The following is a 26,292-nucleotide window of genomic DNA, read 5'->3' as shown; positions in this document are numbered from 1 at the left end:
ACTTCGTTATGAAGGAATGGACGCCGAAGGAGCTGGAGCAGGCCTTGTGGCGGCGCGAGGACGCGATTGTGTTCTTCTATACCCCCTTGTGCGGAACCTGTAAGCTGGCCGAACGGATGCTCGGTATTGTCGAGGTCATGCTTGACCGCCTTCCCTTGTCCAAAGCCAACGTCAATTTTCTTCCCGAGAGGGCGGCCCAATGGGAAATTACCTCCATTCCTTGCCTGGTGGTGCTGAAGGAGGGAAAGCCGGTCCATAAGCTGTACGCCATGCATTCCGTGGATGACCTCTACCGTTTCTTAAAGCCTTACCAGAGAGAGTAAGAGGCGGTAGGACCGATTGTTCAAGACGAAGAGCACTCATTTGGAGGAAGGAGGGAATAGAATGGAAGCAGGAACCCGCGTCCATGCCGCCTACAAAACGGGCGAATACATAGGGGAAGTGGTGGAGGTGACTCCCCGTAAAGCAGCGGTTAAGGTGCTGGCCGTCGTGAAGCATCCCGACCAAGGGGATCTTCACCAGCCGACGATGGCGGAGGTGGCGTTCTTTCATCAGAGAAGAGCACTCTCGGAAGGGGAAATTGCGCTTATGCCGCTTGAGTCGGTGCGCCCCTTTGCCGGGAACGTTCCGGATTACAAAAGCTCGCTGCGCGACGCGATCCGAAGGGAAATGGATGCCCTTCAAGGCTTCGTCCGCTATGCCGAAAGATCCTTGGAGGAGCTGCGGCAGCTGAAGAAAGATTATTTTCCGGAAGAATAAAGAGGAGGCCAACCAATGAATGCTCATGAAATTGACTATCGCATTATGGGGAATGAAATGCAGTGCGTGGAGATCGAGCTCGATCCTCAAGAAAGTGTAATAGCGGAAGCGGGGAGCTTCATGATGATGGACGACGGCATTCAAATGCAGACCATCTTCGGCGACGGAAGCTCGGAGAACAAAGGCTTCATGGGCAAGCTGATGGGAGCGGGGAAGCGGCTTCTGACAGGCGAAAGCCTGTTCATGACGGTCTTTACGAACGGGGCCAGCGGCAAGAAAACCGTCACTTTCGCCTCCCCTTATCCCGGCAAAATCATTCCGCTTGACCTGAGCGTTCTCGGCGGCAAAATCGTCTGCCAGAAGGATTCCTTCCTTTGCGCGGCCAAAGGGGTATCCGTAGGCATTGATTTTCAGCGCAAGCTCGGCACGGGCTTCTTCGGGGGAGAGGGCTTTATCATGCAGAAGATCGAAGGAGACGGACTGGCTTTCGTCCACTCCGGCGGGATGGTACTGGAGAAAACGCTGCAGCCGGGCGAAGTCATCCGGATCGATACCGGGTGTCTGGTGGGCATGACGCAGGATGTGGATTATGACATTGAATTCGTCAAGGGAGTCAAAACCGCCTTGTTCGGCGGAGAAGGCCTCTTCTATGCTACCCTTCGCGGACCCGGCAAGGTATGGATCCAGTCCCTTCCGTTCAGCCGGATGGCGGACCGCATCTTCGCCGCTTCCCGAGTGGGCGGGAAGAAAGAGGAAGGAAGCCTCCTGGGCGGAATCGGCAACCTGTTCGACGGTGACTGATTTAATCCGTATACGCCAAAAACCTCCGGAGCCACCGCGTGCGGTTCCGGAGGTTTTTGAGTTGGGCAGAAATAGGGAGCCGCGGCTTACGGTTTCCCGGGGGCGGCCGCAAAGTCCCGAATCATTTGCTCGGTCACCATTCGGCGTGTGGGAATGATGCCTTTCTTGGCCCGTTCGTTGATCTCAGCCGTGACCCGGTTGATTTCGGCAACGGAGAAAGGCTCTCCGCGGCGGCAAAGGTCCAGCGCTTCCTCGATAGACTGTTCCCGTTTCCGGTCCAGTTGGAGAAAAGCTTCAATTTGTTGGTTCTGGCGGCGGGAATGTTCGGAAATGGCATGATGAACGCTCATTCGGTTGCTCCTTTGGGGTCTTTTTGCTAGAAAATAGCGGTGAAAGTTCAGTTAGAACTATGATACTATAGGGTGTATCGGTTGTACAATGGAGCAGAACATTCAACAGGTGAAGGAAGGCTGACAGAGGTGAACTGGGAGCTATTCAGCTTGATTGGAACGATTGCTTTTGCCGTGAGCGGAGCGATTGTTGCCATGGAGGAAGAATATGATATTCTGGGGGTATATGTCCTGGGTCTGGTCACGGCGTTCGGAGGCGGCGTTGTCCGCAACCTTCTGATTGGGGTGCCGGTTACGAGCCTCTGGGAGCAGGGGATGCTCTTCCGGACCGCACTCGTTGCGATGACCTGCGTCTTTCTCCTTCCGGCAGGGTGGATTGCCCGGTGGAAGACGTGGGAGTCGTTCTTCGATGCGATCGGCCTGTCCGCCTTCGCCATTCAGGGGGCTCTATACGCGACACGGATGGGGCATCCGATGAGTGCCGTGATCGTAGCGGCTGTCATGACGGGAATCGGGGGCGGGATTATCCGGGACGTCCTGGCGGGCCGCAAGCCGCTTGTGCTGCGGGATGAGATCTATGCCGTGTGGGCCATTCTGGCAGCGATTGTCGTAGGCCTCGGCGGGGCGGCCATCAGCCCGTTAGGGCTGGGGATGCTTTTCGCGGCCGTCATTATCATGAGGATGCTTTCCGTCTTCTACAAATGGAAGCTGCCGCGGCGGACGCTCCGTCTGTCTCACCCCCCAAGCAAGACCGAGAATCAACAGCTTTAACCGTACAGATAGAAAAGGCGGACAAGGGGTCTAAAATGGGCTGGAGGGATGGAAATGAAAATAGCGGTTTCCGGTGGAACGGGTTTTATCGGCGGTCGTCTGATCCGGCATCTCAAGAATCGGAACCACGAAGTGCTTCTCATTTCCAGACACCCTCGTGAAGAGAAAGACGGAGTAAAGACCGTCACGTGGGACCAGATGCAGCAGTCGCCAAGCCTGCTCGAAGGCGTGGACGCTATCGTTAACCTGGCGGGCGAGTCGATTAACCAGCGCTGGAACGAGGAGGCCAAGAAAAGGATCTTGGACTCCCGACTTACGGCAACCCGGCGCATTGCCGAGCTTGTAGACCGGCTGAAGCGCAAGCCCGCCGTCGTGGTAAACGGCTCGGGCATGTCCATCTACGGAACCTCGGAAACCGGTGACTTTGATGAACGCAGCCCCAAGCATCTGACCGACTTTCTCGCGGAGGTGGTGGAGCAGTGGGAAGAGGCGGCCGATGAAATTCGCGGAACGCGCGTCGTTAAGCTGAGAATCTCCATGGTGCTGGATAATAAGGAAGGAGCGCTTCCTCCCATGATGCTTCCTTACAAAATGGGCGGGGGCGGCCGAATCGCAAGCGGAAGGCAATGGTTCTCATGGATTCACATCGAGGACATGGTGCGGGCGATCGTTTTCTGCCTGGAGAACGAGAGCGTTACCGGTCCTGTCAACGCTTCCGCGCCCTATCCGGTGAGGAACGATGATTTTGGCCGGGCTCTCGGCAAGGCGCTTCACCGCCCGCACTGGTTTCCGGTTCCGGAATTCCTGCTCCGCGCCCTCTTCGGGGAAATGTCGGTGCTGATGGTCCAGGGCCAGCGGGTCAGGCCGAAGGCTCTGCTGGATCACAGATTTTTCTTTCAATACGATACGATAGAGAAGGCGTTAACTGATTTGCTGAAGAAAGACTAGCTTAACCGCTGCAAGGTCGAAAGGGGCATAAGCATGAGCGAATCCCTTGTTTCTAAAGGAAAAGCGCGACGGGATAAAATCCTGAGCGCCTTGAAGCAGAATGGAAGAATTACTGTTCAGGAGGTCGTGGACTGGTTCGACTGCTCGGAAGCGACCGCACGGCGGGACCTGGATTCTCTTGAGAAAACGGAGCCTATCATTCGCACGATTGGAGGCGCCCTATACGACGGCTTCAACTCGGCGAGGGAGGTTTCCTTTACGGAAAGAAAGAACTTTTCCTGGATCGAGAAGGAAGCGGTTGCGGTCAAAGCCGCGTCCCTGATCGAGGAAGGGGATATCATAGGTCTGTCGGGAGGAACCACGACGTTCCTGATCGCCAAGGCCTTGAAGGCGCGGCAGGGAATTACCGTGGTGACCAATGCCGTGAACATTGCCATGGAGCTCGCGGACAACGATTCCATTCAGGTGGTGGTGACCGGAGGAATCATGCGCAACAAAAGCTTCGAGCTCTGCGGACCGTTGGCGGAGAAGATGGTAGAGGGGCTCCATATCGGCAAAATGTTCCTCGGAATCGACGGCATTACGGCGGCTCAGGGGCTGTCTACCTATTCGGAGCTGGAGGCGGAGATAGCCAAGGTGCTCATCCGGCGATCGGCCGAAACGATGGCGGTCTTCGACCACTCCAAGGTCGGCAAGACGTCACTGTTCACCGTAGCTCCTCTGGAGTCCATCACGGCCTGCATCACGGACGCTCCGCTGACGGGAGAACTGGCGGATGCCATGGAGCGGGAAGGGATCGCGGTTCACGTGGCGGAAGCGGCCTACCGGAGCTGACCCGTGCATTGGGGCGTCCTCTGGACGAAAGGTCAGACAGGCTTATGAGACCATTTACAATAGACAAGGGAGGAAGAAAGATGCTGAAATGGAATGGGCATACGCACACCCCCTATTGCCGGCACGGAAGTCCGGCGGATGCGGCTGATTACCTGGAACAGGCGATTCGTCTCGGTTTCGACCGCTACACGTTCAGTGAACATCCTCCTTTGCCACAAGGCTGGGTAGACAACGAGCCGCTGATGCGGGAGCTGGCGATGGATCTTCAGGAGCTCCCCTCGTACATGGATTACGTAGAAGGACTTAAAAGAAGCTACGCCGGTAAAATTGAAGTAACCGTCGGCCTGGAGCTGGACTACCTGCCCGGAAGAACGGATTTCGCCGATGAGTTGATCGCGCCTTATGCCGACCGGCTCGAGGATCTTCTGGTCTCCGTGCACTACTTGCCCGGAAAGGGCGGAATGCGGTGCCTGGATTTTACGCCGGCCGATTTCAGGGAAGGCATTCTGGAATACTATGGCTCGATGGAAAGGGTCGTGGAGGAATACTACGATCATGTCGAGCAGGCGCTGGAATGGGCGGCTTACCTGCCGGTACGCAAACGGCTCGGCCACGTCCAGCTGATCGAGAAATTCCGAGATGCTCTGCCGCCGATCGACGACAGCCAGATGAACGAGAGGTTGACTCGAATCAAGCCTAAGCTATTGGCGAGCGGAATGGGACTCGATGTCAATACGGCGGGGCTTCGTGTGGGGACTTGCGGAAAGGCGTATGTTCCCGTGTGGTTTTTGCAGGATTGCCTTGCTTTCGGGATCGAATGCGTATACGGGTCGGATGCCCACAAACCGGAAGACGCCGGCGCCGGCTGGGATTGGTTTGAGAAGGCCATCGGGCAGTGATAGAGAGAAAGCAGACAAATCCTTGGGTTTTATAAAAGCGCTATAGAAAGAAAAAAGGGTAGAAGAAATTGGCCAACGACTCCACAAAAGGACAATTGTGGAGTCGTGTGGCTTTTTTTGTCTTTTATTAGGCTGTTTCAACATACTTGGAAAAGGTGTAAAGAAAAGTGTTGCGGTTTTTATGGGAAAACGTAAATAACCGTCAAATGAAACCGTTGACAAAAGCGTTTTCATGTAGTTTAATGAAATCAACGCTTCACAATCCCACAAAGAAAACAACATAAAACTTCAAGTGAAGATGTGTTACCCGTGGGTGCAACAAATCCATATCATCGGGAGGTCAGTTGTAAATGAAGAAAGTGAAGAAGACCGGTTTGCTGCTTATGTCCGTGGCATTGGGGGCAACAACGCTGTTGTCCGCCTGCGGCAAAAGTGATACCGCCGCTCCGTCGAACAGCCCGGAAGGCAGCGTCAAGCCGAAGGAGAAAGTGGAGCTTGATTTCTGGACGTTCTGGGGATCGGAAACAAGACGTCCGATTATCGAGAAAATTATCGATGATTTCAACAAGTCTCAAGACCGCATTGTTGTCAAGCATACGTACTACCCGTTCGGCGATATTTGGACCAAAGAGCTGGCCGCGGTGGCAGCCGGCAATCCTCCCGATGTAATCGTCAACGATATTAACGCTACCCCACAACGGGCAAGCAAGAACCAGAACACGAACTTATCCAAATACTTGGCTAAAGACAATATCAAAGACCGGTTCTTCCCGGAACTGTGGAGTACGGTGCTTTACAAGAATGAAGCCTATGCGCTTCCGTTCAATACCGATACCCGCGTGATGTTCTACAACAAGAAGCAGTTCAAGGAAGTAGGGCTGGATCCGGAGAAATTCCCGAACACCTGGGCGGAACTGGAAGAGGCCGCCAAGAAGCTCGACAAGAAGAATGGCGACAAGTATGAGCGGATCGGATATGCCCCTCAATATGCCGGCTTCGACTGGGGAAGCATTGCGATGAACTTCGACAAGGGCATCAACTGGTTCGACAAAGACGGCAAGCCGGTAATCAACGACCAGGCCCATCTGGACGCTATGAACTATGTCTTGAGCTTCACGAACCGCATCGGCCAGAAGAACCTCGACGCCTTCAAGGCGGATTTCGGCAGCAAGCAGGCTAATCCGTTCATCGCCGGTAAAGTTTCCATTTGGCCGGACGTCGGAACGTTCTATACCCAGATCCGCGATTACGGACAGGGAATGGAATTTGGGGTAGCACCGATTCCGGAGAAGGAGCAGGGGTCCGGTCACTGGAGCGTAGGCGGAGGCTTCGTACTGGAGATTCCTAAAGGTGCCAAGCATCCCGACGAATCCTGGGAGTTCATGAAGTACATGACCGACAAATCGGCTCAGCTTTATTGGGCTCAGAAGAACTTCGACAACGTGGCCAACAAGGATGTGTCCAACGATCCTGAGCTGAGCAAGGACCCGGTTTACAAAATGCTCGTGGATAACATGAAAGTAACGAAGGTGTTCCCGGTGCCGCTGAATGCTCCTGACTTCCAGAAGCTTGTCGATCCGCAGCGTGACGCCGCCATGCTGGGCAAGACTCCTCCGAAGGAAGCATTGGACAAAGCTCAAAAAGACGTCGAGAATTTGATCCAACAAAACACGAAGTAACAATCAGGAGGTGGAGCGGTTGAAGGACAGCCGCTCCATCTTTTATAAGGTTAGAAACCTTTAGTAATCTCCCCAACGAATGGAAGGAAGGTGAGTTCTTTGGCTGCCGCAACCAAGCCTAGAAGAGGTTCGCTGGAACGCCGCGAAGCCAGACAGGGCTTCATGTTCGTTTCCCCGTGGATCATCGGGTTTCTCGTATTCACGGCCGGACCGCTGCTGTTTTCCCTGTATGCCAGCTTTACGAACTACGACATCACGTCCCAGATGGACTGGATAGGAACTCGTAATTACCGCAACATGTTCTACCACGATCCGCTGTTCTGGAAATCCCTTAAGAATACCTTGTTCTATGTGGCGTTCAGTGTTCCGCTTACGACCATCGGCTCTCTGCTGCTGGCCGTGGCGTTAAATCAGAAAATCCCCGGAATGAGATATTTCAGGACGGTCTTCTACCTTCCCGCTGTCCTTTCCGGTGTCGCCGTATATATTCTCTGGTCGATGCTGCTTACGCCGGGAACCGGTCTCGTAAACGTCGCCCTTAGCTGGGTGGGGATCGAAGGACCCGCCTGGCTGCAGGATCCCAACTGGACTAAGCCGGCCATCGTTCTCATGAAGCTCTGGGGAGTAGGCGGCGGCATGCTGCTGTATCTCGCCAGTCTTCAAGGGGTGCCGGAGCAGCTGTACGAAGCGGCTGAGCTGGATGGGGCCGGCACCTTCCGCCGGTTCTGGCATATCACCGTTCCGATGATTACCCCGGTTCTGTTCTTCGAGCTGGTGACTCATATCATCGGCGGCTTCCAGATTTTCCAGGAAGGGTATGTCATGTCGCCGGATATGAACTCGCCGGGGTCTCCTATGAATTCGCTTCTATTCTTTAACCTGCATATGTATTTGAAAGCCTTCAAAACGTTCGACATGGGGTATGCCATGGCCATGGCCTGGTTCCTGTTCTTCATCGTTATTATTCTGACCATTATCAACATGGTCCTGTCCAAGTTCTGGGTTCACTATGAAGGGGGGGACAACCGATGAGCACATCGGTCGCGGTTCCGACAGCCAAAACCCAATACTTCCAAAGCCGCCGCCGAAAAGAACGGATCAACAAAACGATTCTGCTTATCGTCTTGTCCGCGTTCGGCGTCATTATCCTTGCTCCGCTGTGGTGGATGGTTTCCACCTCGCTGAAGTCCCTTCAGGAAATCATGCAGTATCCGCCTACGTTCTATCCCAAGGAACTTCATTGGGAGAACTACAAGCTGGCCTGGTCGAAGGGGAATTTTACCCGGTATACGCTGAATACGCTTCTGCTGGCAGGAGTCGGCGTGGTATCCCATGTGGTCTCCAACTCTTTTATCGCTTATGGCTTTGCCAAAATTAAATTTCCGGGGCGGAAGTTCCTTTTCTCCCTGATGCTCGGGACGATGATGATTCCCGGTTTCGTTACGCTGATTCCGCAATACATTCTTTTTTCCAAAATGCATTGGGTGGGAACGTACCTGCCTCTTATGATTCCCGGCTTCTTCGGGGCCGCTTATCAAATCTTCCTGATTCGCCAGTTCTATATGTCCATCCCGAACGACCTGATCGAAGCGGGCAAAATTGACGGCGCGAGTCATTTCTACATCTGGTGGAAGATCATGATTCCGCTTGCCAAGCCGGCTATCGTCGTCATCGCCATCTCCACCTTCCAGGGAGCCTGGAACGACTTCCTTGGCCCCTTGATTTACATCAGCAAGGAATCCATGTTCAACCTGCAGATCGGTCTGCAGGCATTTAAAGGGCAGGAGACTACCCAGTGGCATTATCTGATGGCCGGTTCGCTTATGGTTCTGGCCCCGGTTATCGCTATGTTCTTTATTTTCCAGCGTTACTTTATCGAAGGAATGAACATTTCGGCCGGAACGAAAGGCTGATCCCGGTTCTTCAGCCGGTGTTCAAACCATATAAAAAGGTCCTGAAAAGAGACCCCACCTGGGAGTGCAAGCCTCATGAGTCAACCGTACCGCGTTATTCTTTATCATCATACCCACTGGGACCGCGAATGGTGGGCCACCATGCAGGATTTCCGGATCCGGCTGGTTGAGCTCATCGATGAGCTGTTGGATTCGCTCGAGGCTGACCCGGAGTTCCGCTGCTTCCTGCTCGACGGGCAGACCATCGTCCTGAAGGATTATTTGGAAATCCGCCCGGAGAATCAGGAAAGGCTGCTTGGCCATATCCGTTCCAACCGCATCCAGTGCGGACCCTGGTATATTCTGCCGGACGAGTTTCTTGTCAGCGCCGAGGCTCATATCCGGAATCTGTGGCTCGGGGAGAAAATGGCCGAAAAGCTGGGCTTTACCAACCAGGACATCGGGTATATTCCCGATACGTTCGGCCACATTTCGCAGATGCCCCAAATCCTGCAGGGATTCGGCATCGACAATGCTCTTCTCTGGAGAGGAACCGGCGGGCCGGCCGAAACCTTCAAGCAGGAGTTCCTATGGCAGGCTCCTGATGGAAGCCGGGTGCTGACCTACTGGTTCCCGGACGGGTATTACGTCGTCGACTTCCTGCATTTTGACAACCCGCTCAAAACTTATGAAGAAACCTACGGACGCGTAAGGCGTTCGCTTGAACGCTTTGCGGCACGGGCCACAACATCGAATCTGCTCATGCCTTACGGCGGAGACCACCGGCTGACCGATAAGAGAATGCCGCGTCTAATCAAGCAGATGAATGAGGATTTGAACGATTATGCCCAGTTCGAATTTGGGACGACCAAGGCCTTTATGGACGCCGTAAAAGCGGCCGGTCCCAAGTTGGAGGTACGGCATGGTGAACTGCGTGGCTTCGGGGAGGATCTCCCCCATGTTCTGCCGGGTGTTTTGTCGGCGCGGCTGTATCTGAAGCAGCTGAATTTCCACGGACAGGCCAGCCTGGAGAAGTATGCCGAGCCTTTCTCGGCTCTCGCCTGGAGGGCCGGCAAGCGGTATGAATCGTCTCTTCTCTGGACGTCTTGGGAGCTCTTAATCCAGAATCATCCGCATGACAGCATATGCGGTTGCAGCATCGACCAGGTGCACCGCGAGATGCTGCCACGGTTCGACCAGTCGAAGCAGATTGCCGAAATCGTTACCGAGAAGAGCGTGCAGCACCTGAATGCCCGGATCGACACGAGCGGGCTAGCGGACGGAGAGGAAGCGGTGGTTGTTCACAATCCCCTTGCCTGGACGCGAACGGATACCGCCTGCGTCTGGTTCCTCCGCAGCCGGGGCATTCACCCGCGGACGTACGTGCTCCGCGATGAAGAAGGAAGGGAGGTTCCCTTCCAGGCAGAGGATGCCGAGGGCAGGGTGCCGATGACCGACCAATGGTTCTATACCAATGTGCGGTTCACGGCCCAAGAAGTGCCGCCGCTTGGTTATCGGACCTATCGCCTCGCCGTAAGGGAAAAGCCCCAAGACGACAAGATGACCTATTGGAATGCCATTATGCCTTCGGCCAAGTTCAAAGGAAGTGAGAGGACGACCGATCTTCTTATCGGGGCGGGAGTCTTGGAAAACCGTTTCCTCAAGGTGGAGGCACAGCCGGACGGCAGCCTTAAGGTCACCGACAAAGCATCCGGCCGTGTGTATGAAGGCCTGAACGTGTTCGAGGACGGGGGAGACGCAGGCGACACTTACAACTATGCTTACCCTCTTAATGACATGGTGCTTCGGTCCGACCGCAGTGCGCGGGCTCACGTCTCGGTGGTTGACAGCGGCTATGCCAGCGCGACTTTGAGGATTGATCTCGATTGGGAGCTTCCTCGCGCCATCACAGGCGATCGTCTGAACCGGAGTGCCGACTACGTTCCATTCCGGGTTGCGACCTACGTGACGCTTGCTTCGGAATCCAAACGAATCGATGTCCGCACCGAGTGGGACAACACGGTGCAGGACCATCGGCTGAGGGCGCTGTTCCCGCTCGGTAGTCCGGCAGCCGTTTCCCATGCGGAAAGTCACTTCGACGTAGTCGAACGGCCGGTCGCTATTGCGGAAACGGGACACGGATGGCCGGAAACTTTCGTGCCGCAAAAACCGCAGCAGGGCTTTGTTAGCGTCAACGCGGTAGGCAAAGGCTTGACGGTGGCCAACAAAGGACTGCCCGAATTCGAAGTGCTGGATGACGGGCACACGACGGTAGCCCTGACTCTGCTTCGGGCGGTAGGCTGGCTGTCACGTGAGGATACGCTCGTCCGCCAAGGGGGAGCCGGTCCGCAAAGTCCGACACCGGACGCCCAGTGCCCCGGACGGCATGCCGTGGAATACAGCCTGATTCCTCACGAAGGCGATTGGCTTGAGGCCAAAGCTTATGAACAAGCCTACGAGTATATGACTCCCTTCTATGGTTCGGTCACCGGCCGCCACGAAGGAGAGAAAGCTTGGAAAGAGGGCTTTCTGTCCCTCGAGGGAGACCATACGCTGCTCCTCAGCACCTGCAAGAAGGCGGAGCGCTCGGATGCTCTCGTTCTTCGCTTCTGGAACACGGCGAAGAAGGAAACCTCGGCCCGGGTCCGCTTGACCGAACGGCCGGAAGAGGTAAGGCTGGTTAACCTGAAGGAGGAACCGGCTCCGGAAGGGGAACTGGAGCTGATGGATGACGGAAGCTTCCTGCTCCAAGCCGGGGGAGCTCAGGTGATAACCGTTCAGATCCTGTTTCCCAAGCAGGCGGCAGCAGCCGGAGACATTAGGCAGAAAGGCGGAGAATAGCATGCCCAAGCTCGCTATCATTCATACTACACCGGTAACGGTGGATTCCTTGAAGACCCTCGCGGCGGAGGTGATCGGCGACGTTCAGGTGATCAACTTCGTCGACGACTCCATCCTGCCGGAGCTCTCGGCTAATGGCGGCCAAGTCGAAGATGTAGCGGAACGCTGGCTGCATTACGCCCGATTTGCCGAACAAGCCGGAGCCGATGTCATTCTCAGCGCCTGCTCGTCCGTCGGAGAGCTTGCCGCCCGGGCGGCAAAGAGCTCGAAGGCTCCCGTCCTGAGGATCGACGAGGCCATGGCGGAGGAAGCGGTCAGCCGGGGAACCCGGGTAGGGGTGGCGGCTACCTTGCCGACGACGCTTGCCCCGACCACGGCTCTGATCAAGGCCAAAGGGGAGGAAGCCGGCAAGCCGGTCGTGCTCGTCCCCGTTGTGGCGGAAACGGCCTACCGCAAGCTTATGGAAGGGGACAAGGAAGGACATGACGAGGAGCTGGCCGCCGTCCTGGCTAAGCTGGCTGCCGATACGGACGTGGTCGTGCTGGCCCAGGCTTCCATGGCCCGCGTTCTATCGAAGCTGCCGGAGAAGGACCGGTCCCGGTTTCTCAGCAGTCCCCGCTCCGGAATGGAAAGAGTCAAACAGGTGTTGGAGAAGACGGTACGATGAGCCTGCTCGGGATCGATATCGGAACCACCCACTGCAAAGCGGGGGTGTTCCGGGAGGACGGCAAGGCGGTTCGTATAGCCTCCCGGCCCACGCGTACCCGGCAGGATGGCCTCGGCCGTTATTTCTATGATCCCGGCGAATTATGGGAGACCGCAGCCGCCTGCATCCGTGAGGTGCTGAGGGAGGGAACCCAGGACGTTCAGTCCATCGGGATCGCTTCTATGGCGGAAAGCGGGCTTCTCGTCGATTCCCGGACCGGGACAGCCAAGACGGCGTTTCTTCCCTGGTTCGATTCCCGCTCCATGGATCAGGCGGAGCGGATCGGGAAGGAAGCCGACCCGTACGAGCGTTTCCGAATCACCGGCCTCCGCAGCAGCTACAAAAACGGCCTGGCTAAGCTGCTTTGGCTGAAGGAGCAGGATCCGGACATTCTGAATCATGCCGTCTGGCTCTCCGCCTCCGACTATGCCGCTTTCCGGCTGACGGGAACGATGGCGACGGATTATTCGCTCGCGGGCCGCACCTTCGCTTTCGATATCAACAAGCGGGAATGGGATTCCTCCTGGATTTGCCATTTCGGGCTGAATCCGGACCTCTTTCCAGCGGCGCTTCCTGCCGGAAGCCGGCTGGGATGCGTGCATTCCGGAGCATCGGCCGAAACGGGGCTCCCTCCTGGGACGCCTGTAGCGATAGCCGGCCACGATCACGTATGTGCGGCTCTCGCGGTCGGTGCGGTTCGGGAGGGCGACATGTATGTCTCCGCCGGTACGGCGGAAACGCTCGTCGGCATTCTTCCGGATTCGGAGCTTTCCCAGCGGGAATATGATTCGGGCCTCTCCTACGGCCTTCACGCGGTTCAGGGGCAGCGGTTCTGGATGGGCGGAATCTCGGCGTCCGGAGGCTCGGTCGAATGGCTAAGGGGGCTGCTGGGGGATGACGGCCTCTCTTACCAAGAGCTGATGGGTCTGCTGGAGAGCGGAAGGAAGGAGCCGACCGGCATTCTGTATTTCCCCTATTTGTCGGGAAGCGGCGCCCCCTGGCCGGACGCGGGTGCAAGAGCGGCGTTCGTGGGGCTGACGAAAGCCCACGGAAAGGCGGATCTGCTCCAAGCCGCGCTGGAAGGAACGGCTTATGAGCTGGAGGCCATCCGCCGGTCGGCCGAAAAGACCGGCTGCCCGCCCTTTACAAGGATGACAACCGTCGGAGGCGGAACCCGAAACCGGAGATGGATGCAGATCAAGGCCGATGTGACCGGCTGCCTCATGGAGGTTCCCGCTATCGAGGAGGCCACTCTGCTGGGAGCCTCGCTGACCGCCGCGGCGGGCTGCGGAATCTATTCCGATGAGAGGGAAGCGGCAGCGGCTGTGAAGCCGGAAGCCTTCACCCGTTACAAGGCGGATCCCGAAAGGCACAAGCAATATTTGGACTTATACGAAAAAGGGTATCTAGCCCTGCAACCGGCTCTTCGTCAGTTTTATCATACTTACTAACCTAGCTTTAAGGAGTGATCGGCATGAAATTGCAGAATAAACCCGCCAACGTCATAACCCTCAAGAAAGGGTTGGAACAGGCCGAGAAGGAGGGATACGCCCTCGGTTCCTTTTCTCCCCGTTATACCCCTATGATTGCGGCTGTCCTGCGGGCCGGCCAGAAAGCGAACTCTCCCCTGATCGTTCAGATCTCCAGCAAGGAGCTGGTTCGGTACGGCATTACCCCGAAGGAGTTTGCCGATGAGTTCTACAGCCGCATAGAAGCCGAGAACATCACGGTTCCGGTTGTCCTTCATCTCGACCACACGAAGGACATGGCCGTCATCCGCGACGCTATCGAGGCTGGCTTCACCTCCGTTATGATCGATGCATCCGAGAAGGAGCTTGCGGCGAATATTGCCGATTCCAAGGAAGCAGCGGATTACGCCCACTCCAAGGGAGTTTCCGTCGAAGCGGAATTAGGCATGATCGGAACGACGGATTTCGTGGAGACGGACAAAGACGAGGAATTGTATACGGATCCGAAGGAAGCCGAGCAATTCGTAAGGGAAACGAACGTAGATGCCCTGGCCGTATCCTGCGGGACCGCGCATGGAGTCTACATGGTGAAGCAGCCCAAAATCGACTATGAACGGCTGCAGGCGATCCGGTCCCTCACCCCGGTTCATTTGGTTCTGCATGGGGGATCCGGGGTTCCGGCCGACATGATGGCGAAGGCGATCCGGCTGCCGGGCGGCGGCGTAAGCAAGGTGAACATTGCGACAGACTTGGAGCTTGCCTTTCTCGGTTCCCTTGGACGGGAGGAACGGATGACGAACGAAGAATGCCGGAACCTGCCGGCCGACCAGCTGGAGAAGGGCCGTGCCGCCGTCGAAGCGACGGTTCTGGACAAAATCACGAACTTTTTGGGAAGCAAGAACATGGCGGACCGCTTCGATTTCTAAATCGACCGGTCTTGAAGTTATCTAACCAAAGAAAGCAGGAGTTGATGGAACATGGGGAAGCCGGTTAAGCTGTTTGACCGGTTCTATGTCATCTCGGGCGACAAGCTGTCCCATCCTTGGGATGCCAGCGCCTATTTTATAGCGGGAGAGGACCCTACGCTAATTGATTGCGGCAGCACGAAGGGATATCCGGCGCTTAAAGAGAATTTGGAGGAGCTCGGCTACCGGCCCGGCGACATCCGCCGGGTGCTTGCCACCCATTCGCATTGGGATCATCTATCCGCCATGGCCCTGCTGAAAGAGGAGAGCGACGCTAAGCTTTACATTCATGAAGCCGCGGCCGATGCCGTGGAGCAAGGAGACCCGGTTCGCACGGCGGCTTTCTTGTACGATGAGACCTTCCCGGCCGTCAAAGCGGATGTGAAGCTGGAGCACGGCGACCGGCTGGAGGTCGGAGGCTATGAGATCCACGTCCATCATACGCCGGGTCATACGCCGGGCTGCGTCTCCTTTTGGCTGGAGGTAGGCGGGATGAAACTGCTGATAGCAGGGGACACCCTCTGGGGAGGGTACCATCCCCGGATCGGCTCCTCCCTTGAGGATTGGGAGCGGTCGCTCGATCATTTGCTGACGTTGGATTTTGACGTGATGACAACCGGTCACATCCCGCCGACCCTTGTATTCGACGCGAAAACGAAGGTGGAGGAGGCCCGCCAGCAGCTCGGGGTGTATTTCAACCCTTGGTTCAAGTCCTTTCACTTGAAGTTCCGCTACTGACGTATCAAACGAAGAAAGAGATAACCAATCGATTCGAGAGGAGCACCACCATGCCGCAAAAGAACAACAAACCGAAGCTTCACATGATCGGGAACGCCCACCTCGATCCCGTCTGGTTGTGGCCCTGGCAGGAAGGCTTTCAGGAAACGAAGGCGACCTTCCGTTCGGCGCTGGACCGCATGAAGGAATGTGACGATTTCCTTTTCACTTCGAGCTCGGCCGCGAGCTACGAATGGGTGGAGAACAATGACCCAGCCATGTTCCAGGAGATCAAGGAGCGCATTGCCGAAGGCCGCTGGCAGATCGTCGGGGGTTGGTGGATCCAGCCGGATTGCAATCTGCCGAGCGGGGAGTCGTTCGTTCGCCAGGGCCTGTACGGGCAGCGTTATTTCAAGGAGAAGTTCGGAGTCACGGCTAAGGTCGGGTACAACGTAGACAGCTTCGGGCATTTTGGCATGATGCCGCAGATCCTGAAGAAGAGCGGAATGGATTACTACGTAATGATGCGTCCCATGCCGAATGAAAAAGGGCTGCCCGGCCGCCTGTTCCAATGGGAATCCGACGACGGCTCCCGCGTCCTTACGTTCCGGATCCTATTCGAGTACTGCACATGGGGCAAGGATCTTGAGAAGCATGTCCGCCGCTGCGCAACCGAGCTGAAGGCGCCGTTCGACGAGCTGATGTGTTTCTATGGCGTCGGCAACCATGGCGGCGGGCCCACGAAGGAGAACCTGGAGAGCATCCGGCGGATGCAGAACGATCCGGATCTGCCGGAACTGGTCTTCTCCCAGCCTAATCAGTTCTTCGAGGAAGTGGAAGGCCGCGAATTGCCGTTCCCGGTCGTGCATGACGACCTGCAGCATCACGCGAGCGGCTGTTATGCGGCACACTCCGGGGTAAAGCAGTGGAACCGCAAATCCGAGAACCTCATGATCGCCGCCGAGAAATATTCCTCGGTCGCCCAGTGGACCACGGGTCAGCCGTATCCGGTTGATTTCGGGCGGGCGTGGAAGAACATTCTGTTCAACCAGTTCCATGACATTCTGGCGGGAACGAGCATTGAGTCCGCATATGAGGATGCCCGCAATGAATACGGCGAGGCGATGGCGATTGCGTCCCGCGGCTTGAATTACGCCGTTCAGTCCCTCTCGTGGAACATCGGAATTGAGCAGGAAGAGGGCATGAAGCCGTTCGTGGTGTTCAACCCGCATTCCTGGCAAAGCCGGGTCAACGTAGAGGTGGAGGTAGGCGGATTGAAGGAAGAGCATGTGCTGGTCGACGAAGAAGGCCGTGCTATCCCCTTCCAGCGCGTCCAGCCCGTTGCCACGTCCAATGGACGATACCGCGTAAGCTTCCTGGCGGATCTGCCTCCCCTAGGGTACCGGGTGTACAAGATGACCTTAAATCCAGCGGCTACGAAGCCTTCCGCCACGGCCATCAAGGCCAACGATTATTCGATGGAGAACGAACGGTTCCGCCTTGAGTTTGATCCGAAGACAGGGTGGATCTCCTCTCTGTTCGACAAGAAGGTGAACACGGAGGTGCTCCGCGGGGACGGCGCCAAGCCGGTCGTCATCGAGGACAAGACGGATACGTGGAGCCACAACGTGTTCCATTTCAATAACGTTATCGGGGCCTTTACGGCAACCAGCGTGAAGCTGGTTGAGCATGGTCCGGTGAAATCCGTCATCCGCGTTACGAGCGAATACGGCCGGTCCCGGCTCGTTCAGGACTTCACGATGTACCGCGAGCTCGACCAGATCGACGTGAAGGCCGTCGTCGACTGGCGGGAACAGTTCAAGATGCTCAAGCTGGTATTCCCGGTTAACCTGATCTTCACCAGACAGTCCTACGAGCAGCCGTTCGGTTATATCGAGCGCGAACATAATGGGGAAGAAGAGCCGGGCCAAACCTGGGTCGATTATTCCGGGATTGTCCGGGAAGGCGGCACCGTGTACGGCTTGAGCCTCATGAACGATTCGAAATACAGCTACAGCATCCACAACAAGGAGCTCGCTCTGACGGTGCTAAGAAGCCCTATTTATGCGCATCACGATCCGCTGGTTCCGGACCCGGACGGTCACTATTCCTTCATTGACCAAGGCATCCAGCATTTGAACTATTCCCTTTTTCCGCATGAAGGCGGCTGGGAAACGGCAGGGACCGTGAAACGGGCGGCGGAGCTGAATCAGCGTCCGACGGTCATTATCGAGACTTATCATGAAGGTGAGCTGCCGCAAACGGACTCTTTCCTGTCCATCGACCAAGACAACATCATCATGAGCGCGCTTAAGCAGGCCGAGGACAATGATGACCTCATTCTTCGCTGCTACGAGACAAGCAAGATCGCGACGAAAGCCGTCATTCGCCTTCCCAAGTGGAACCGGACGATCGAAGCGGACTTCGGACCTTGCGAAATCAAGACCTTCCGCATTCCTAAGAATCTTGGCCTCACCGTAACGGAAACCAATCTGCTGGAGTGGTAAGAGAGAGATCAGGAAGGAGGAAGATCCTATGCTGAAGAAGGAAGAGGCCGTCCGGCAGCTGAGGGAAGTCGGCCGCTATATGATGGACCATGAGCTGGCGTGGGGAAACGCGGGGAACATCAGCGCCCGGACAGGGGAAGACCGGTACGTCATTTCGGCAAGCGGCACCTTTCTCGGCGAGCTGGGGGAGGACGATCTTGTCGAGTGCTCCTTCCACGGGGGGGCGACTCTCCCCGGCGCCCGTAAGCCTTCTAAGGAGCAGCCGATGCACAGGGCGGTTTATGAAGCGCGGCCGGACATTCATGCCGTGCTTCATGCCTCCCCTTTTTACAGTACGCTGTTCGCCTGTTCGGCGGCCCAAGTCCCGTCGGATCTGTTCGTGGAAACCATGTATTATCTCGAGAAAACCGCGAGGGTAGCGTATCATCATCCCGGCTCCGAAGCTTTGGGTGAAGCCGTTCGGGAAATGGCGCGGGAAGCGGATATCCTTCTGCTGGAGAATCACGGGGTGCTCGTCTATGATTCGAGCATTCCGGAAGCAAGAATGGCTCTGCAGACGCTGGAAATGGCCTGCCGCATGCTCTTGACGGCCAAAGGCTGCGGCATACCGCTCACTCCGCTCCCCGGAGAAACCGTCCGCGATTTTCTCGATAACGCCGGCTACAAACCCAAAAGGAAGTGGACGTCATGATCGGCATAGCGGCTGATGACGTAACGGGGGCCAATGATATCGGCATCATGTATGCCAAGGCCGGCCTGGTGACGGACGTTTACTCGTACAATGGCCTAGAGCCTTTGGTAATGGCCTCTCACCCGGATGTTCTCGTGCTCGATACCGATTCCCGCTTCTTGCCGGGGAAGACGGCTTACGAGCTTGTCTACCAGGCTGTCAAAGAGCTGGAACAGGCCGGCTGCACCCGGTTCTACAACAAGACCTGTTCCGTTTTCCGCGGCAATATCGGAGCCGAGTTCGACGCCATGCTGGATGCGCTTGGGGAGGACTTCGCGGTAGTGGTGCTCGGCTTTCCCAAAAACGGAAGAACCACGATCGATGGTATCCATTATGTGCGGGGGCGGAAGCTGGAAGACTCCGAGTTCCGGAACGATCCCATGCATCCGATGACCCAATCGAATCTGGCGGAGATTCTCCAGGCGCAGACCCGCCGAAAGGTGGCGGTCCTTTCATATGAGACCATACGCAAAGGACCTGTCGCCCTTCGGGAGGAAATCGGCCGGATGCGGAGTCAGTGCTCTTATCTCATTCTCGATGTGGAGAATCAGCAGTCGCTGGAGGTTATTGCCGAAGCGGTGGAGGATGAAAGGGTCTTGGCTGGAAGCTCGGCCCTGGCCGAGGAGCTGGCTAAGAGGCTTGCGGTTTCCGGCCGGCAGGAGGGTGAGCAGACATTCGAACCGGCACCGATGCGGAAAGAGACAGGGATTCTTTGCACAGCCGGAAGCCTCATGCCCCAAACGGCGGAGCAGATTGCCTTTCTTCAGAAGGAAGGCAATCCGTCCTACAAGCTGGATACCAGGAAGCTGTTCGACCGGCTTCACCGGGAGGAATTGATCGCCTGGTTGACCGAAGCCATCGTTTCGGACCTGCTGACCGGCCGGGATGTGCTGCTGTACTCCGCGAACGAGCCGCAGGAAGTAGCCCTTACCAAAGCGGAAGGGGCCGGGAGAGGGCTTTCCTCAGCCGATGTTTCGCGCCTGGTGTCCACTTCCCTGGCCGAGGTGACGGCGCAAGTTCTGGCCCGGACCGGACAGACCCGCCTCCTGGTGGCGGGAGGAGATACGTCCGCCTCCCTGTGCGCCCGTCTCGGCATCCGGGGAATGAGGGTATGGAAGGAGATCGAGCCCGGTCTTCCCTCCTGTCTTTCCTTAACAGGCGGTTCTCCGCTTTTGCTAGTCTTGAAATCGGGAAGTTTCGGTAAACCGGACTTTTTCAAGCAGGCTTACGCGCATTTAAAGTCGAATTGATATAGGATATACTGGTTAGCAACCAGGTTAATCCCGCATTTATCTTGCAGGAAGGGGGGAGATTACATGATTGTCGTCCAAAGGCGCAACAAAATCAAAGAAATTTTGTTTCAAGAGCGCAGTGTCAAGGTTTCGGATCTCGTCAAAGAATTCCAAGTTTCCGAGGAAACGATCCGCCGGGATCTGAACCGCTTGGAAGAAGAAGGTTTGATCGTCAAAAATTACGGAGGAGCCATCCTTGCGGACGAGCTTCAAGTCGCGATGACCCAGATCCCCCCGCTCAAGCAGCGGCAATTCGAGCATTTTGAAGAGAAGGATGCCATTGGCCGCAAAGCGGCGGAGCTGGTAGGGGAGGGGCAAATCGTTATCCTCGATTCGGGCTCGACAACGTGGTGTGCGGCCCGGCATCTGAAACCGATCCCGCAGCTCATGATTATTACCAACGGATTAAATATAGCGGAGGAATGCAGCACATCCGATGAAGCCTCCATTTACCTGATCGGCGGGAAGCTGATCAAGAAATCCATGAGCCTCGTGGGCCCTCAGGCCGAGGTGGAGATGCAGAAGTACAATGCCCACTACGTGTTTCTGGGCACCTCCGGCATCTCCATGAAGAAAGGGTTCACCTCTTCCGATCTTTATGAAGCGGAGATCAAGCGTGCCATGATCTCTACAGGACAGAAGGTCGTGATTCTGGCGGACCACAGCAAATTCCATCGTCAGGCGCTGCTTTCCTTCAGCAGCTTTGCCGACGTGGATATTCTCATTACCAGTGATTTGACGGATCCCGAGATTCTAAGAGAGATTGAGAGTTTCGGAGTGACGGTAGTGGCCGTTCCGGTCAAGAAGAATGAAATGGCCGAATAATAGGCAAGGGGGTAGAGGAATGGATAACGTTTGGACGAAGCTGGTCCGCAACTATCCGGAGCTGGACGTTTGTTTGTCCGATATCCAAAAAGCGGCGGACACCATCATCCATACTTACCGCCGCGGCGGGATGGTGCTTGTCTGTGGGAACGGGGGAAGTGCCGCGGATAGCGAGCATATCGTCGGAGAACTGATGAAGGGCTTCATGCTGAAAAGACCGGTTGGAGCAGACATGCGGGAGAAGCTGGAGGACGCTTTCCCCGGTGAAGGCGAAGCGCTTGCCGATAACCTTCAAGGGGCTTTGCCCGCGATTTCCCTTGTCAGCCACACGGCGCTCGCCACGGCCTTTGCGAACGACGTAGCACCGGATATGGTTTTTGCGCAGCAGGTGTTCGGGTACGCCCGGCCTGTGGATACGGTCATCGGGATCAGCACCTCCGGCAATTCCTCCAATGTGGTGAAGGCGCTCCAGGTAGCGCGAAGCTTAGGAGCCGCTACGATAGGCATGACCGGAGGCCATGGCGGCCGGATGAAGGAAATCTGCGACACGACGATCTGCGTACCTTATGACAGCACACCGGATGTTCAAGAGCGCCACCTTCCTATCTATCATGCCATCTGCATCGCAGTAGAGGAGGAGTTTTTCGAATCATGACCATCTTGGCGGGTATCGATATTGGAGGAACCAAATGCGCGGTCTGCCTGGGAAGGCTGACGAGTGATGGGGTTACGGTGATCGGTAAACAAGCGTATCCCACTCCCTCCACTCCCGAGTTGGCCATGCAGAGCTTCATCCAAGGCTTGGAAACACTGGCCCTGCAGCACGGCGTGGAACGCTTCGCCTCGATCGGCATCTCCTGCGGAGGCCCGCTCGACAGCCGGAGGGGACGCGTCCTGTCCCCTCCGAATCTTCCGGGCTGGGATGACATCGATGTCATCACTCCGTTGAAGGAACGCTTCGGTGTCCCCGTTGCCGTTCAGAACGATGCCAATGCCGGGGCCTTGGCCGAGTGGAAGTGGGGAGCGGGCAAGGGCTTTAGCAACGTCATTTTCCTGACATTCGGTACCGGCATGGGAGCCGGGCTGATTCTGGACGGCCGCCTGTACTCCGGCACGAATGATATGGCCGGTGAGGTAGGGCACATGCGTCTGGCGGAAGACGGGCCCGTGGGCTTCGGCAAGGCCGGCTCATTCGAAGGCTTCTGCAGCGGAGGAGGAATCGCGAAGCTGGCGCGTTCGATGGCCGAGACGAAGCTGGCCGGAGGGCCCGGGCCGCTTTTTTGTCCGACGAAGGAAGAACTGGACGCCATTACCACGCTGAAGGTGGGACAAGCCGCCCAGCAGGGGGACGTAATGGCTCTGGAGGTTTTCCGTATCGTAGGCCGTCAGCTCGGCCGGGGACTTGCCCTTCTGGTGGACATTCTGAATCCGGAGAGAATCGTGATCGGCAGCATTTACGGGCGGCAGCAGAATCTGCTGGAACCGGTCGCGCTGGAGGAGCTTCGCCGGGAAGCCTTGTCTCATTCGACGGCGGTCTGTGAGGTGGTTCCAGCCGCCTTGCAAGAGAGTATCGGGGATCTTGCCTGCTTATCGGTTGCTCTTAACGTCCTTAATGGTTAAGATGGTTAAGGAATGAACGATAAGGAGGACACCCCATGTATTTCACAGATAAGAACCCGGAAGCGCATCAAGCGCTTTATTCTCAATTGACGGAGCAGTATGATGCCGATGACGGGGCGTTCTCGGCCGCCTGCTATCTCGTCTCCTTACCGGCTGTATACGGTTCGGTTCCAGAGGGGAAAACAGGGAGCAACCCGCTCAGCTGGTATTGGGGGCCGTTTGATCCGGTGCTTGACCGGAGAGGGGAATCCGCTGCCGTCGGGAGTCTCCCGGCGGGACTTAAGCAGCTCGTCCGGGTAGGGGCGGAGCTGTTCGCCGGACGCAGCCTGCATTTCCAACTGGCGGAAGCTCAGAAGGTTTGGTCGGAAGACGAGTATAGGGTATTTGTACAGGCTTTGGTAATTTACAGAGCCGGATGCCCATTTCCCGCAGAATAGGTAAGCACACAGGCGCCCTTCCGCGTTTGACATAGGATATGGTGTGTACACATCAGTCTATGACAATCAAGGGAGAGATCAAGATATGGAAAATTACGGAATGCCAAAACCGATGACGCTTCCGGCGTCGATATCCCCTCTTGCCAATACGCCTGCTCCGCAGGTATCCCCTTCTGCCTATATGCCGAACATGAACATGCCGGCACCTATGGCCGTTTCTCCTGCGGAAATGTACCCGATGGAAATGCATCATTATCATCATCATCAAGTCTACACCTCCGCCGTGACTCCCTGCTATACCGGCGGCGGCTGGGGCGGCTCGATCGGGGTTATTCTGGTGCTTTATATTCTTCTTGTCATCATCCTTACCTCGAGGGCGTTTGTGTAATCTCCGACTCTTCCGCTTCTTAGGGTAAACGAATCTTCTCCGGGCCGCCGGATCACCGGCCGGTCCTCTTTTTGTTGTTTGGCGGGGTTTGGGATTCGGTTCTTTCGTTCAAGCTATAGGAGGATACCCATAACCCCGAAAGGATGATCCTAATGATCAAGCAGTATTTTACCGAATTGAAGCTGGATGACGAGGTCACGTTAAGCGAAGGGCTGCAGCAGCTGGTGGAAGAGGCGGAATCCGCGTTTCGTTCCGAATTCATTGAGGTCACTCATATTGTCAAGCACGACGATCAGCATTATACGGTGGTCGTGAATATTGACTTCGATCTGGAGGATGGGGACGAGGAAGAAGGAGAGGAAGAGGAGGAAGAAGAAGAAGAGGAAGAAGAAGGCGAGGGCGGCAGCAAAAAAGAGGAATAGAAGGGTTCCCCTCCAGGTAGTGTTCGAGCCGCCATGCACCCGCAAGGGCGTGACGCCATGCCGGTAAAATTGAAACGGGCAGGCGCAGCCATTATAATGGTACCAAATGGGGGCTCCTGTTCCCGTTCGAATCGAAATCGACAGGAGGAGACGCATTGAGAATAGGAGTCGTCTCGGATACCCATATGCCGTCCCGTGCCAAAGGGCTTCCCGCGGCCTTGGTTGCCGGGCTGAAAGGGGTCGATCGGATTCTTCATGCCGGTGATTTCACCTCCCCGGATGTGATCGCCATGCTGGAAGAGCTGGCTCCGCTGGATGCCGTTATGGGGAATAACGACGGAGAAGACATTTACCGGCGGTTTGGCCGGCGGAAGGTTCTGGAGCTGGCCGGTTACCGTATCGGCCTCATTCATGGCGACGGATACGGCCGGACAACCGAAGAACGGGCGAGAGCCGCTTTTTCCGAGGATCCGCCCGACGTCATTATCTTCGGACATTCCCATGTCCCCTATAAAGCCGTCGACCAAGGAGTGCTGATGTTCAATCCGGGATCGCCTACCGACAAGCGAAGGCAGCCGGCCTTCTCTTATGGTATTCTGGAACTGGGAGACACCCTTACGGCCGAGCATTATTTCTATACCGATAAATCCTAGAGAGGGGAAACCAACATGGCCAAATGGAAGGAAATCACTACGCTGGAAGAATGGCAGGAGGCCCGCGAACGTTCGGCAGAGCACGGAGTTGTTATCCTGAAGCACAGCACGTCCTGTCCTGTCAGCTTTAACGCCCTGAAGGAATACGACGAGTTTCTGGCAAAAGAGGCGGACGGGGAAATTGAATATCTTCTGGTTAAGGTGATCGAGTCGCGTCCGGTCTCGAACCAAATCGCCGCCGATACGGGCATCACCCATGCTTCTCCCCAGATCATCTATTTGAAGAACAAGGAATCCTACTGGAACACGTCCCACTGGTCCATTACCTCTGAACACATAAATGCGGTTCTAAAATAATCCCGATGGAACGCCGTCCTGCTTCCCAGCAGACGGCGTTCTTTCGGCTTTACAGTTGTTAGCCAGCTATTCGATCGGGGAGAGACCGGTGGAATCCTGGGTCAGAATCCTCATGCGGAAGGCATTTCTCCCCGTTTCGCCCAGCTCGTCCAGGAAGCTGAAATTCGCCCAGGCGCCGACTATGGCCCCCAGACCGGGAACCAGCTGGAGCAGCTTGCGGAGATCGATGGAGTCCCGGTACTCCTGCTGAAGGGCCGTCCAATCGATGGTCTGCAGGTAGCGGTCCCCGGGAGGGAGCGTCTTTACGTAAGCATCCCACTCTTTAATCGTCCGGTAAACACGGATACGGTGGTTCTGCCCCGAGAAGGCAAGCTGAAACACGTGAAGCAGAAAAAGCCGTTCCCGCACATCGGAGGTGTCGTACCCGTAGAGGTGAGCCAGTTCAAAAAGAAATTTCATCTTGATAGCGAGGAGGGCCGGGAAATCCACAAGTCCGAGCACCCACCCGCCGGCGCCCGTACCGGCCCCTTCCGCAGCGGCTATCTTTTGGAAATCGGAGATGAGCTTCCCAGCCCTGCGGTCGCGTTCCTCCAACGACAGGCCGACCAATACTTTTCCCTTTGGGGTCAGCTGGGCGCCGGCGAGGACGGTCCGGACAATGCCCTGAACGGCCGCCGTGAGGGCCTGGTGCACCTTAACCGGAACGATCCGGTTGATTCGGCCGCTGATCGTTTTGGATGTTTTCTCGAGCATACCGGGCGGCTTGTGGAGCGAAGCTTCCCAGCTTTGCAGCTCTAGGGCTACTTTCTTCTCATAGGTCATGCGGATTTCCCCCTTACGTCTTCGTTGCATTATTGAGGTTCAACTCTCTATGTCTTAAATATTGGCCGGTTCTTGTGGTATAATCAAGCGCATCATGATCAAGGAGTCCCCCCGATGAAAAGAATCATTGTCCTTCTTGCCCTTTTGATCCCGGCCGCTTTTGTCTCGCTGTTCTATTTCAGCCGCACCCAGGCGGATTATGAAGGGACGGCCCGAAACGTTCAGGAAGCAACGCTTGATCTGCAAACGAACGAGTCCGCCGTCACTATTCACCTTACGGAGAATACCATCATCGGTTTCAGCCGGAAGGATGCCAAGTGCGCCGCCGAGCTGACTGAGGGAGATCATGTGAAAATATGGGTGAACAACCGGAGTGAGAACCGGGCGGATAAAATCACTATCGTAAGCCGCTGCGGAAGCACTCCCTAAGTGACCTTCAGACAAATGAAACGTCAGAGCGGCGGGGGTCCTCAGCGCCTCGCTGGGCGGCCCCGTCCGGTCAAGGCTGACGCCAAATGCTGGAAAGGTGCCGGAGACGGTCCTACCCCGGTCATTTGTAACGAATAATATGGAAATGATAAGCTAATAACCAACGGAAGGATGACACA

Annotated in this window: 29 protein-coding genes; 27 read left to right on the top strand and 2 right to left on the bottom strand. The window is 56.3% G+C overall.

What is annotated here, in order from left to right:
* Positions 1-8: 8 nt before the first annotated feature.
* From MJA45_RS15820 to MJA45_RS15810, 3 genes are all read left to right on the top strand, one after another.
* On the top strand, positions 9-323 hold the full coding sequence (locus MJA45_RS15820) for a thioredoxin family protein (protein WP_315602883.1): 315 nt from the start codon (positions 9-11) through the stop codon (positions 321-323).
* Between the two features lie 61 nt (positions 324-384).
* Positions 385-759, top strand: a complete 375-nt coding sequence (locus MJA45_RS15815) for a kinase-associated lipoprotein KapB (protein ID WP_315602882.1) — start codon at positions 385-387, stop codon at positions 757-759.
* 15 nt (positions 760-774) lie between these two features.
* A complete protein-coding gene (locus tag MJA45_RS15810) occupies positions 775-1,560 on the top strand; it encodes a TIGR00266 family protein (protein WP_315602881.1) in 786 nt (261 codons plus the stop codon).
* 86 nt (positions 1,561-1,646) lie between these two features.
* Here the strand turns inward: MJA45_RS15810 and MJA45_RS15805 are convergent, their stop codons facing one another.
* Positions 1,647-1,910, bottom strand: a complete 264-nt coding sequence (locus MJA45_RS15805) for a DUF2533 family protein (protein ID WP_315602880.1) — start codon at positions 1,908-1,910, stop codon at positions 1,647-1,649.
* Between the two features lie 129 nt (positions 1,911-2,039).
* Here MJA45_RS15805 and MJA45_RS15800 point away from each other — a divergent pair, with 129 nt between their 5' ends.
* The 23 genes from MJA45_RS15800 to ytxJ all read left to right on the top strand — a co-directional run bounded on the left by MJA45_RS15800 (position 2,040) and on the right by ytxJ (position 24,862).
* The gene (locus tag MJA45_RS15800) at positions 2,040-2,681 is read left to right on the top strand and encodes a trimeric intracellular cation channel family protein (RefSeq protein ID WP_315602879.1); all 642 of its coding nucleotides are present in this window, start codon (positions 2,040-2,042) and stop codon (positions 2,679-2,681) included.
* 54 nt (positions 2,682-2,735) lie between these two features.
* Complete coding sequence (locus MJA45_RS15795; RefSeq protein ID WP_315602878.1) at positions 2,736-3,629, top strand: TIGR01777 family oxidoreductase; 894 nt, start codon at positions 2,736-2,738, stop codon at positions 3,627-3,629.
* Positions 3,630-3,662: 33 nt separating this feature from the next.
* Positions 3,663-4,463, top strand: coding sequence for a DeoR/GlpR family DNA-binding transcription regulator (locus MJA45_RS15790; protein WP_315602877.1), 801 nt, complete (start codon positions 3,663-3,665; stop codon positions 4,461-4,463).
* A gap of 80 nt (positions 4,464-4,543) precedes the next feature.
* Positions 4,544-5,362 carry a histidinol-phosphatase HisJ gene (gene hisJ / locus MJA45_RS15785; protein WP_315602876.1) on the top strand — a complete coding sequence of 273 codons (819 nt, stop codon included), beginning with the start codon at positions 4,544-4,546 and terminating at the stop codon, positions 5,360-5,362.
* A gap of 350 nt (positions 5,363-5,712) precedes the next feature.
* Positions 5,713-7,041, top strand: a complete 1,329-nt coding sequence (locus tag MJA45_RS15780; RefSeq protein ID WP_315602875.1) for an ABC transporter substrate-binding protein — start codon at positions 5,713-5,715, stop codon at positions 7,039-7,041.
* Positions 7,042-7,131: 90 nt separating this feature from the next.
* Positions 7,132-8,073 (top strand): carbohydrate ABC transporter permease, encoded by a 942-nt coding sequence (locus MJA45_RS15775; protein ID WP_407083046.1) that lies wholly within the window; start codon positions 7,132-7,134, stop codon positions 8,071-8,073.
* Positions 8,070-8,954, top strand: coding sequence for a carbohydrate ABC transporter permease (locus MJA45_RS15770; protein WP_315602873.1), 885 nt, complete (start codon positions 8,070-8,072; stop codon positions 8,952-8,954). The genes MJA45_RS15775 and MJA45_RS15770 overlap by 4 nt, the downstream gene beginning before the upstream one ends.
* 75 nt (positions 8,955-9,029) lie before the next feature.
* Positions 9,030-11,774 (top strand): alpha-mannosidase, encoded by a 2,745-nt coding sequence (locus MJA45_RS15765; protein ID WP_315602872.1) that lies wholly within the window; start codon positions 9,030-9,032, stop codon positions 11,772-11,774.
* 1 nt (position 11,775) lies between these two features.
* The gene (locus MJA45_RS15760) at positions 11,776-12,441 is read left to right on the top strand and encodes an aspartate/glutamate racemase family protein (protein ID WP_315602871.1); all 666 of its coding nucleotides are present in this window, start codon (positions 11,776-11,778) and stop codon (positions 12,439-12,441) included.
* The gene (locus tag MJA45_RS15755; RefSeq protein WP_315602870.1) at positions 12,438-13,931 is read left to right on the top strand and encodes an FGGY-family carbohydrate kinase; all 1,494 of its coding nucleotides are present in this window, start codon (positions 12,438-12,440) and stop codon (positions 13,929-13,931) included. The genes MJA45_RS15760 and MJA45_RS15755 overlap by 4 nt, the downstream gene beginning before the upstream one ends.
* A 23-nt stretch (positions 13,932-13,954) precedes the next feature.
* Positions 13,955-14,875 (top strand): class II fructose-bisphosphate aldolase, encoded by a 921-nt coding sequence (locus MJA45_RS15750; protein WP_315602869.1) that lies wholly within the window; start codon positions 13,955-13,957, stop codon positions 14,873-14,875.
* A gap of 51 nt (positions 14,876-14,926) precedes the next feature.
* Positions 14,927-15,652, top strand: coding sequence for an MBL fold metallo-hydrolase (locus MJA45_RS15745; protein ID WP_315602868.1), 726 nt, complete (start codon positions 14,927-14,929; stop codon positions 15,650-15,652).
* 50 nt (positions 15,653-15,702) lie between these two features.
* Positions 15,703-18,138 carry an alpha-mannosidase gene (locus MJA45_RS15740; RefSeq protein WP_315602867.1) on the top strand — a complete coding sequence of 812 codons (2,436 nt, stop codon included), beginning with the start codon at positions 15,703-15,705 and terminating at the stop codon, positions 18,136-18,138.
* Between the two features lie 28 nt (positions 18,139-18,166).
* Positions 18,167-18,829, top strand: a complete 663-nt coding sequence (locus MJA45_RS15735; protein WP_315602866.1) for a class II aldolase/adducin family protein — start codon at positions 18,167-18,169, stop codon at positions 18,827-18,829.
* Entirely contained in the window at positions 18,826-20,118 is a 1,293-nt protein-coding gene (locus tag MJA45_RS15730; RefSeq protein ID WP_315602865.1) for a four-carbon acid sugar kinase family protein, read from the top strand. Before MJA45_RS15735 ends, MJA45_RS15730 begins: the two co-directional genes overlap by 4 nt.
* Positions 20,119-20,184: 66 nt before the next feature.
* A complete protein-coding gene (locus MJA45_RS15725; RefSeq protein ID WP_315602864.1) occupies positions 20,185-20,985 on the top strand; it encodes a DeoR/GlpR family DNA-binding transcription regulator in 801 nt (266 codons plus the stop codon).
* 19 nt (positions 20,986-21,004) lie between these two features.
* Positions 21,005-21,640, top strand: coding sequence for a D-sedoheptulose-7-phosphate isomerase (locus MJA45_RS15720; protein WP_315602863.1), 636 nt, complete (start codon positions 21,005-21,007; stop codon positions 21,638-21,640).
* Positions 21,637-22,605 (top strand): ROK family protein, encoded by a 969-nt coding sequence (locus MJA45_RS15715; RefSeq protein WP_315602862.1) that lies wholly within the window; start codon positions 21,637-21,639, stop codon positions 22,603-22,605. Before MJA45_RS15720 ends, MJA45_RS15715 begins: the two co-directional genes overlap by 4 nt.
* A gap of 35 nt (positions 22,606-22,640) precedes the next feature.
* On the top strand, positions 22,641-23,042 hold the full coding sequence (locus tag MJA45_RS15710; protein ID WP_315602861.1) for a hypothetical protein: 402 nt from the start codon (positions 22,641-22,643) through the stop codon (positions 23,040-23,042).
* A gap of 100 nt (positions 23,043-23,142) precedes the next feature.
* A complete protein-coding gene (locus MJA45_RS15705) occupies positions 23,143-23,430 on the top strand; it encodes a hypothetical protein (protein WP_315602860.1) in 288 nt (95 codons plus the stop codon).
* Positions 23,431-23,582: 152 nt separating this feature from the next.
* A complete protein-coding gene (locus MJA45_RS15700; protein WP_315602859.1) occupies positions 23,583-23,852 on the top strand; it encodes a hypothetical protein in 270 nt (89 codons plus the stop codon).
* A gap of 155 nt (positions 23,853-24,007) precedes the next feature.
* Complete coding sequence (locus tag MJA45_RS15695) at positions 24,008-24,505, top strand: metallophosphoesterase family protein (RefSeq protein ID WP_315602858.1); 498 nt, start codon at positions 24,008-24,010, stop codon at positions 24,503-24,505.
* A gap of 15 nt (positions 24,506-24,520) precedes the next feature.
* Positions 24,521-24,862: a bacillithiol system redox-active protein YtxJ gene (gene ytxJ, locus MJA45_RS15690; RefSeq protein WP_315602857.1), complete on the top strand. Its 342-nt coding sequence runs from the start codon at positions 24,521-24,523 to the stop codon at positions 24,860-24,862.
* 66 nt (positions 24,863-24,928) lie between these two features.
* Here the strand turns inward: ytxJ and MJA45_RS15685 are convergent, their stop codons facing one another.
* Positions 24,929-25,684 (bottom strand): EcsC family protein, encoded by a 756-nt coding sequence (locus MJA45_RS15685; RefSeq protein ID WP_315602856.1) that lies wholly within the window; start codon positions 25,682-25,684, stop codon positions 24,929-24,931.
* Between the two features lie 114 nt (positions 25,685-25,798).
* On the opposite strand from MJA45_RS15685, the gene MJA45_RS15680 reads away from it, so the two are divergent.
* Positions 25,799-26,113, top strand: a complete 315-nt coding sequence (locus MJA45_RS15680) for a hypothetical protein (RefSeq protein ID WP_315602855.1) — start codon at positions 25,799-25,801, stop codon at positions 26,111-26,113.
* Positions 26,114-26,292: the final 179 nt, after the last annotated feature.

Origin of the sequence: Paenibacillus aurantius (assembly GCF_032268605.1) — a bacterium.
In the GTDB taxonomy this organism is placed as follows: Bacteria; Bacillota; Bacilli; order Paenibacillales; family NBRC-103111; genus Paenibacillus_AO; species Paenibacillus_AO aurantius.
This window is presented reverse-complemented; position numbering and strand designations above follow the sequence as displayed.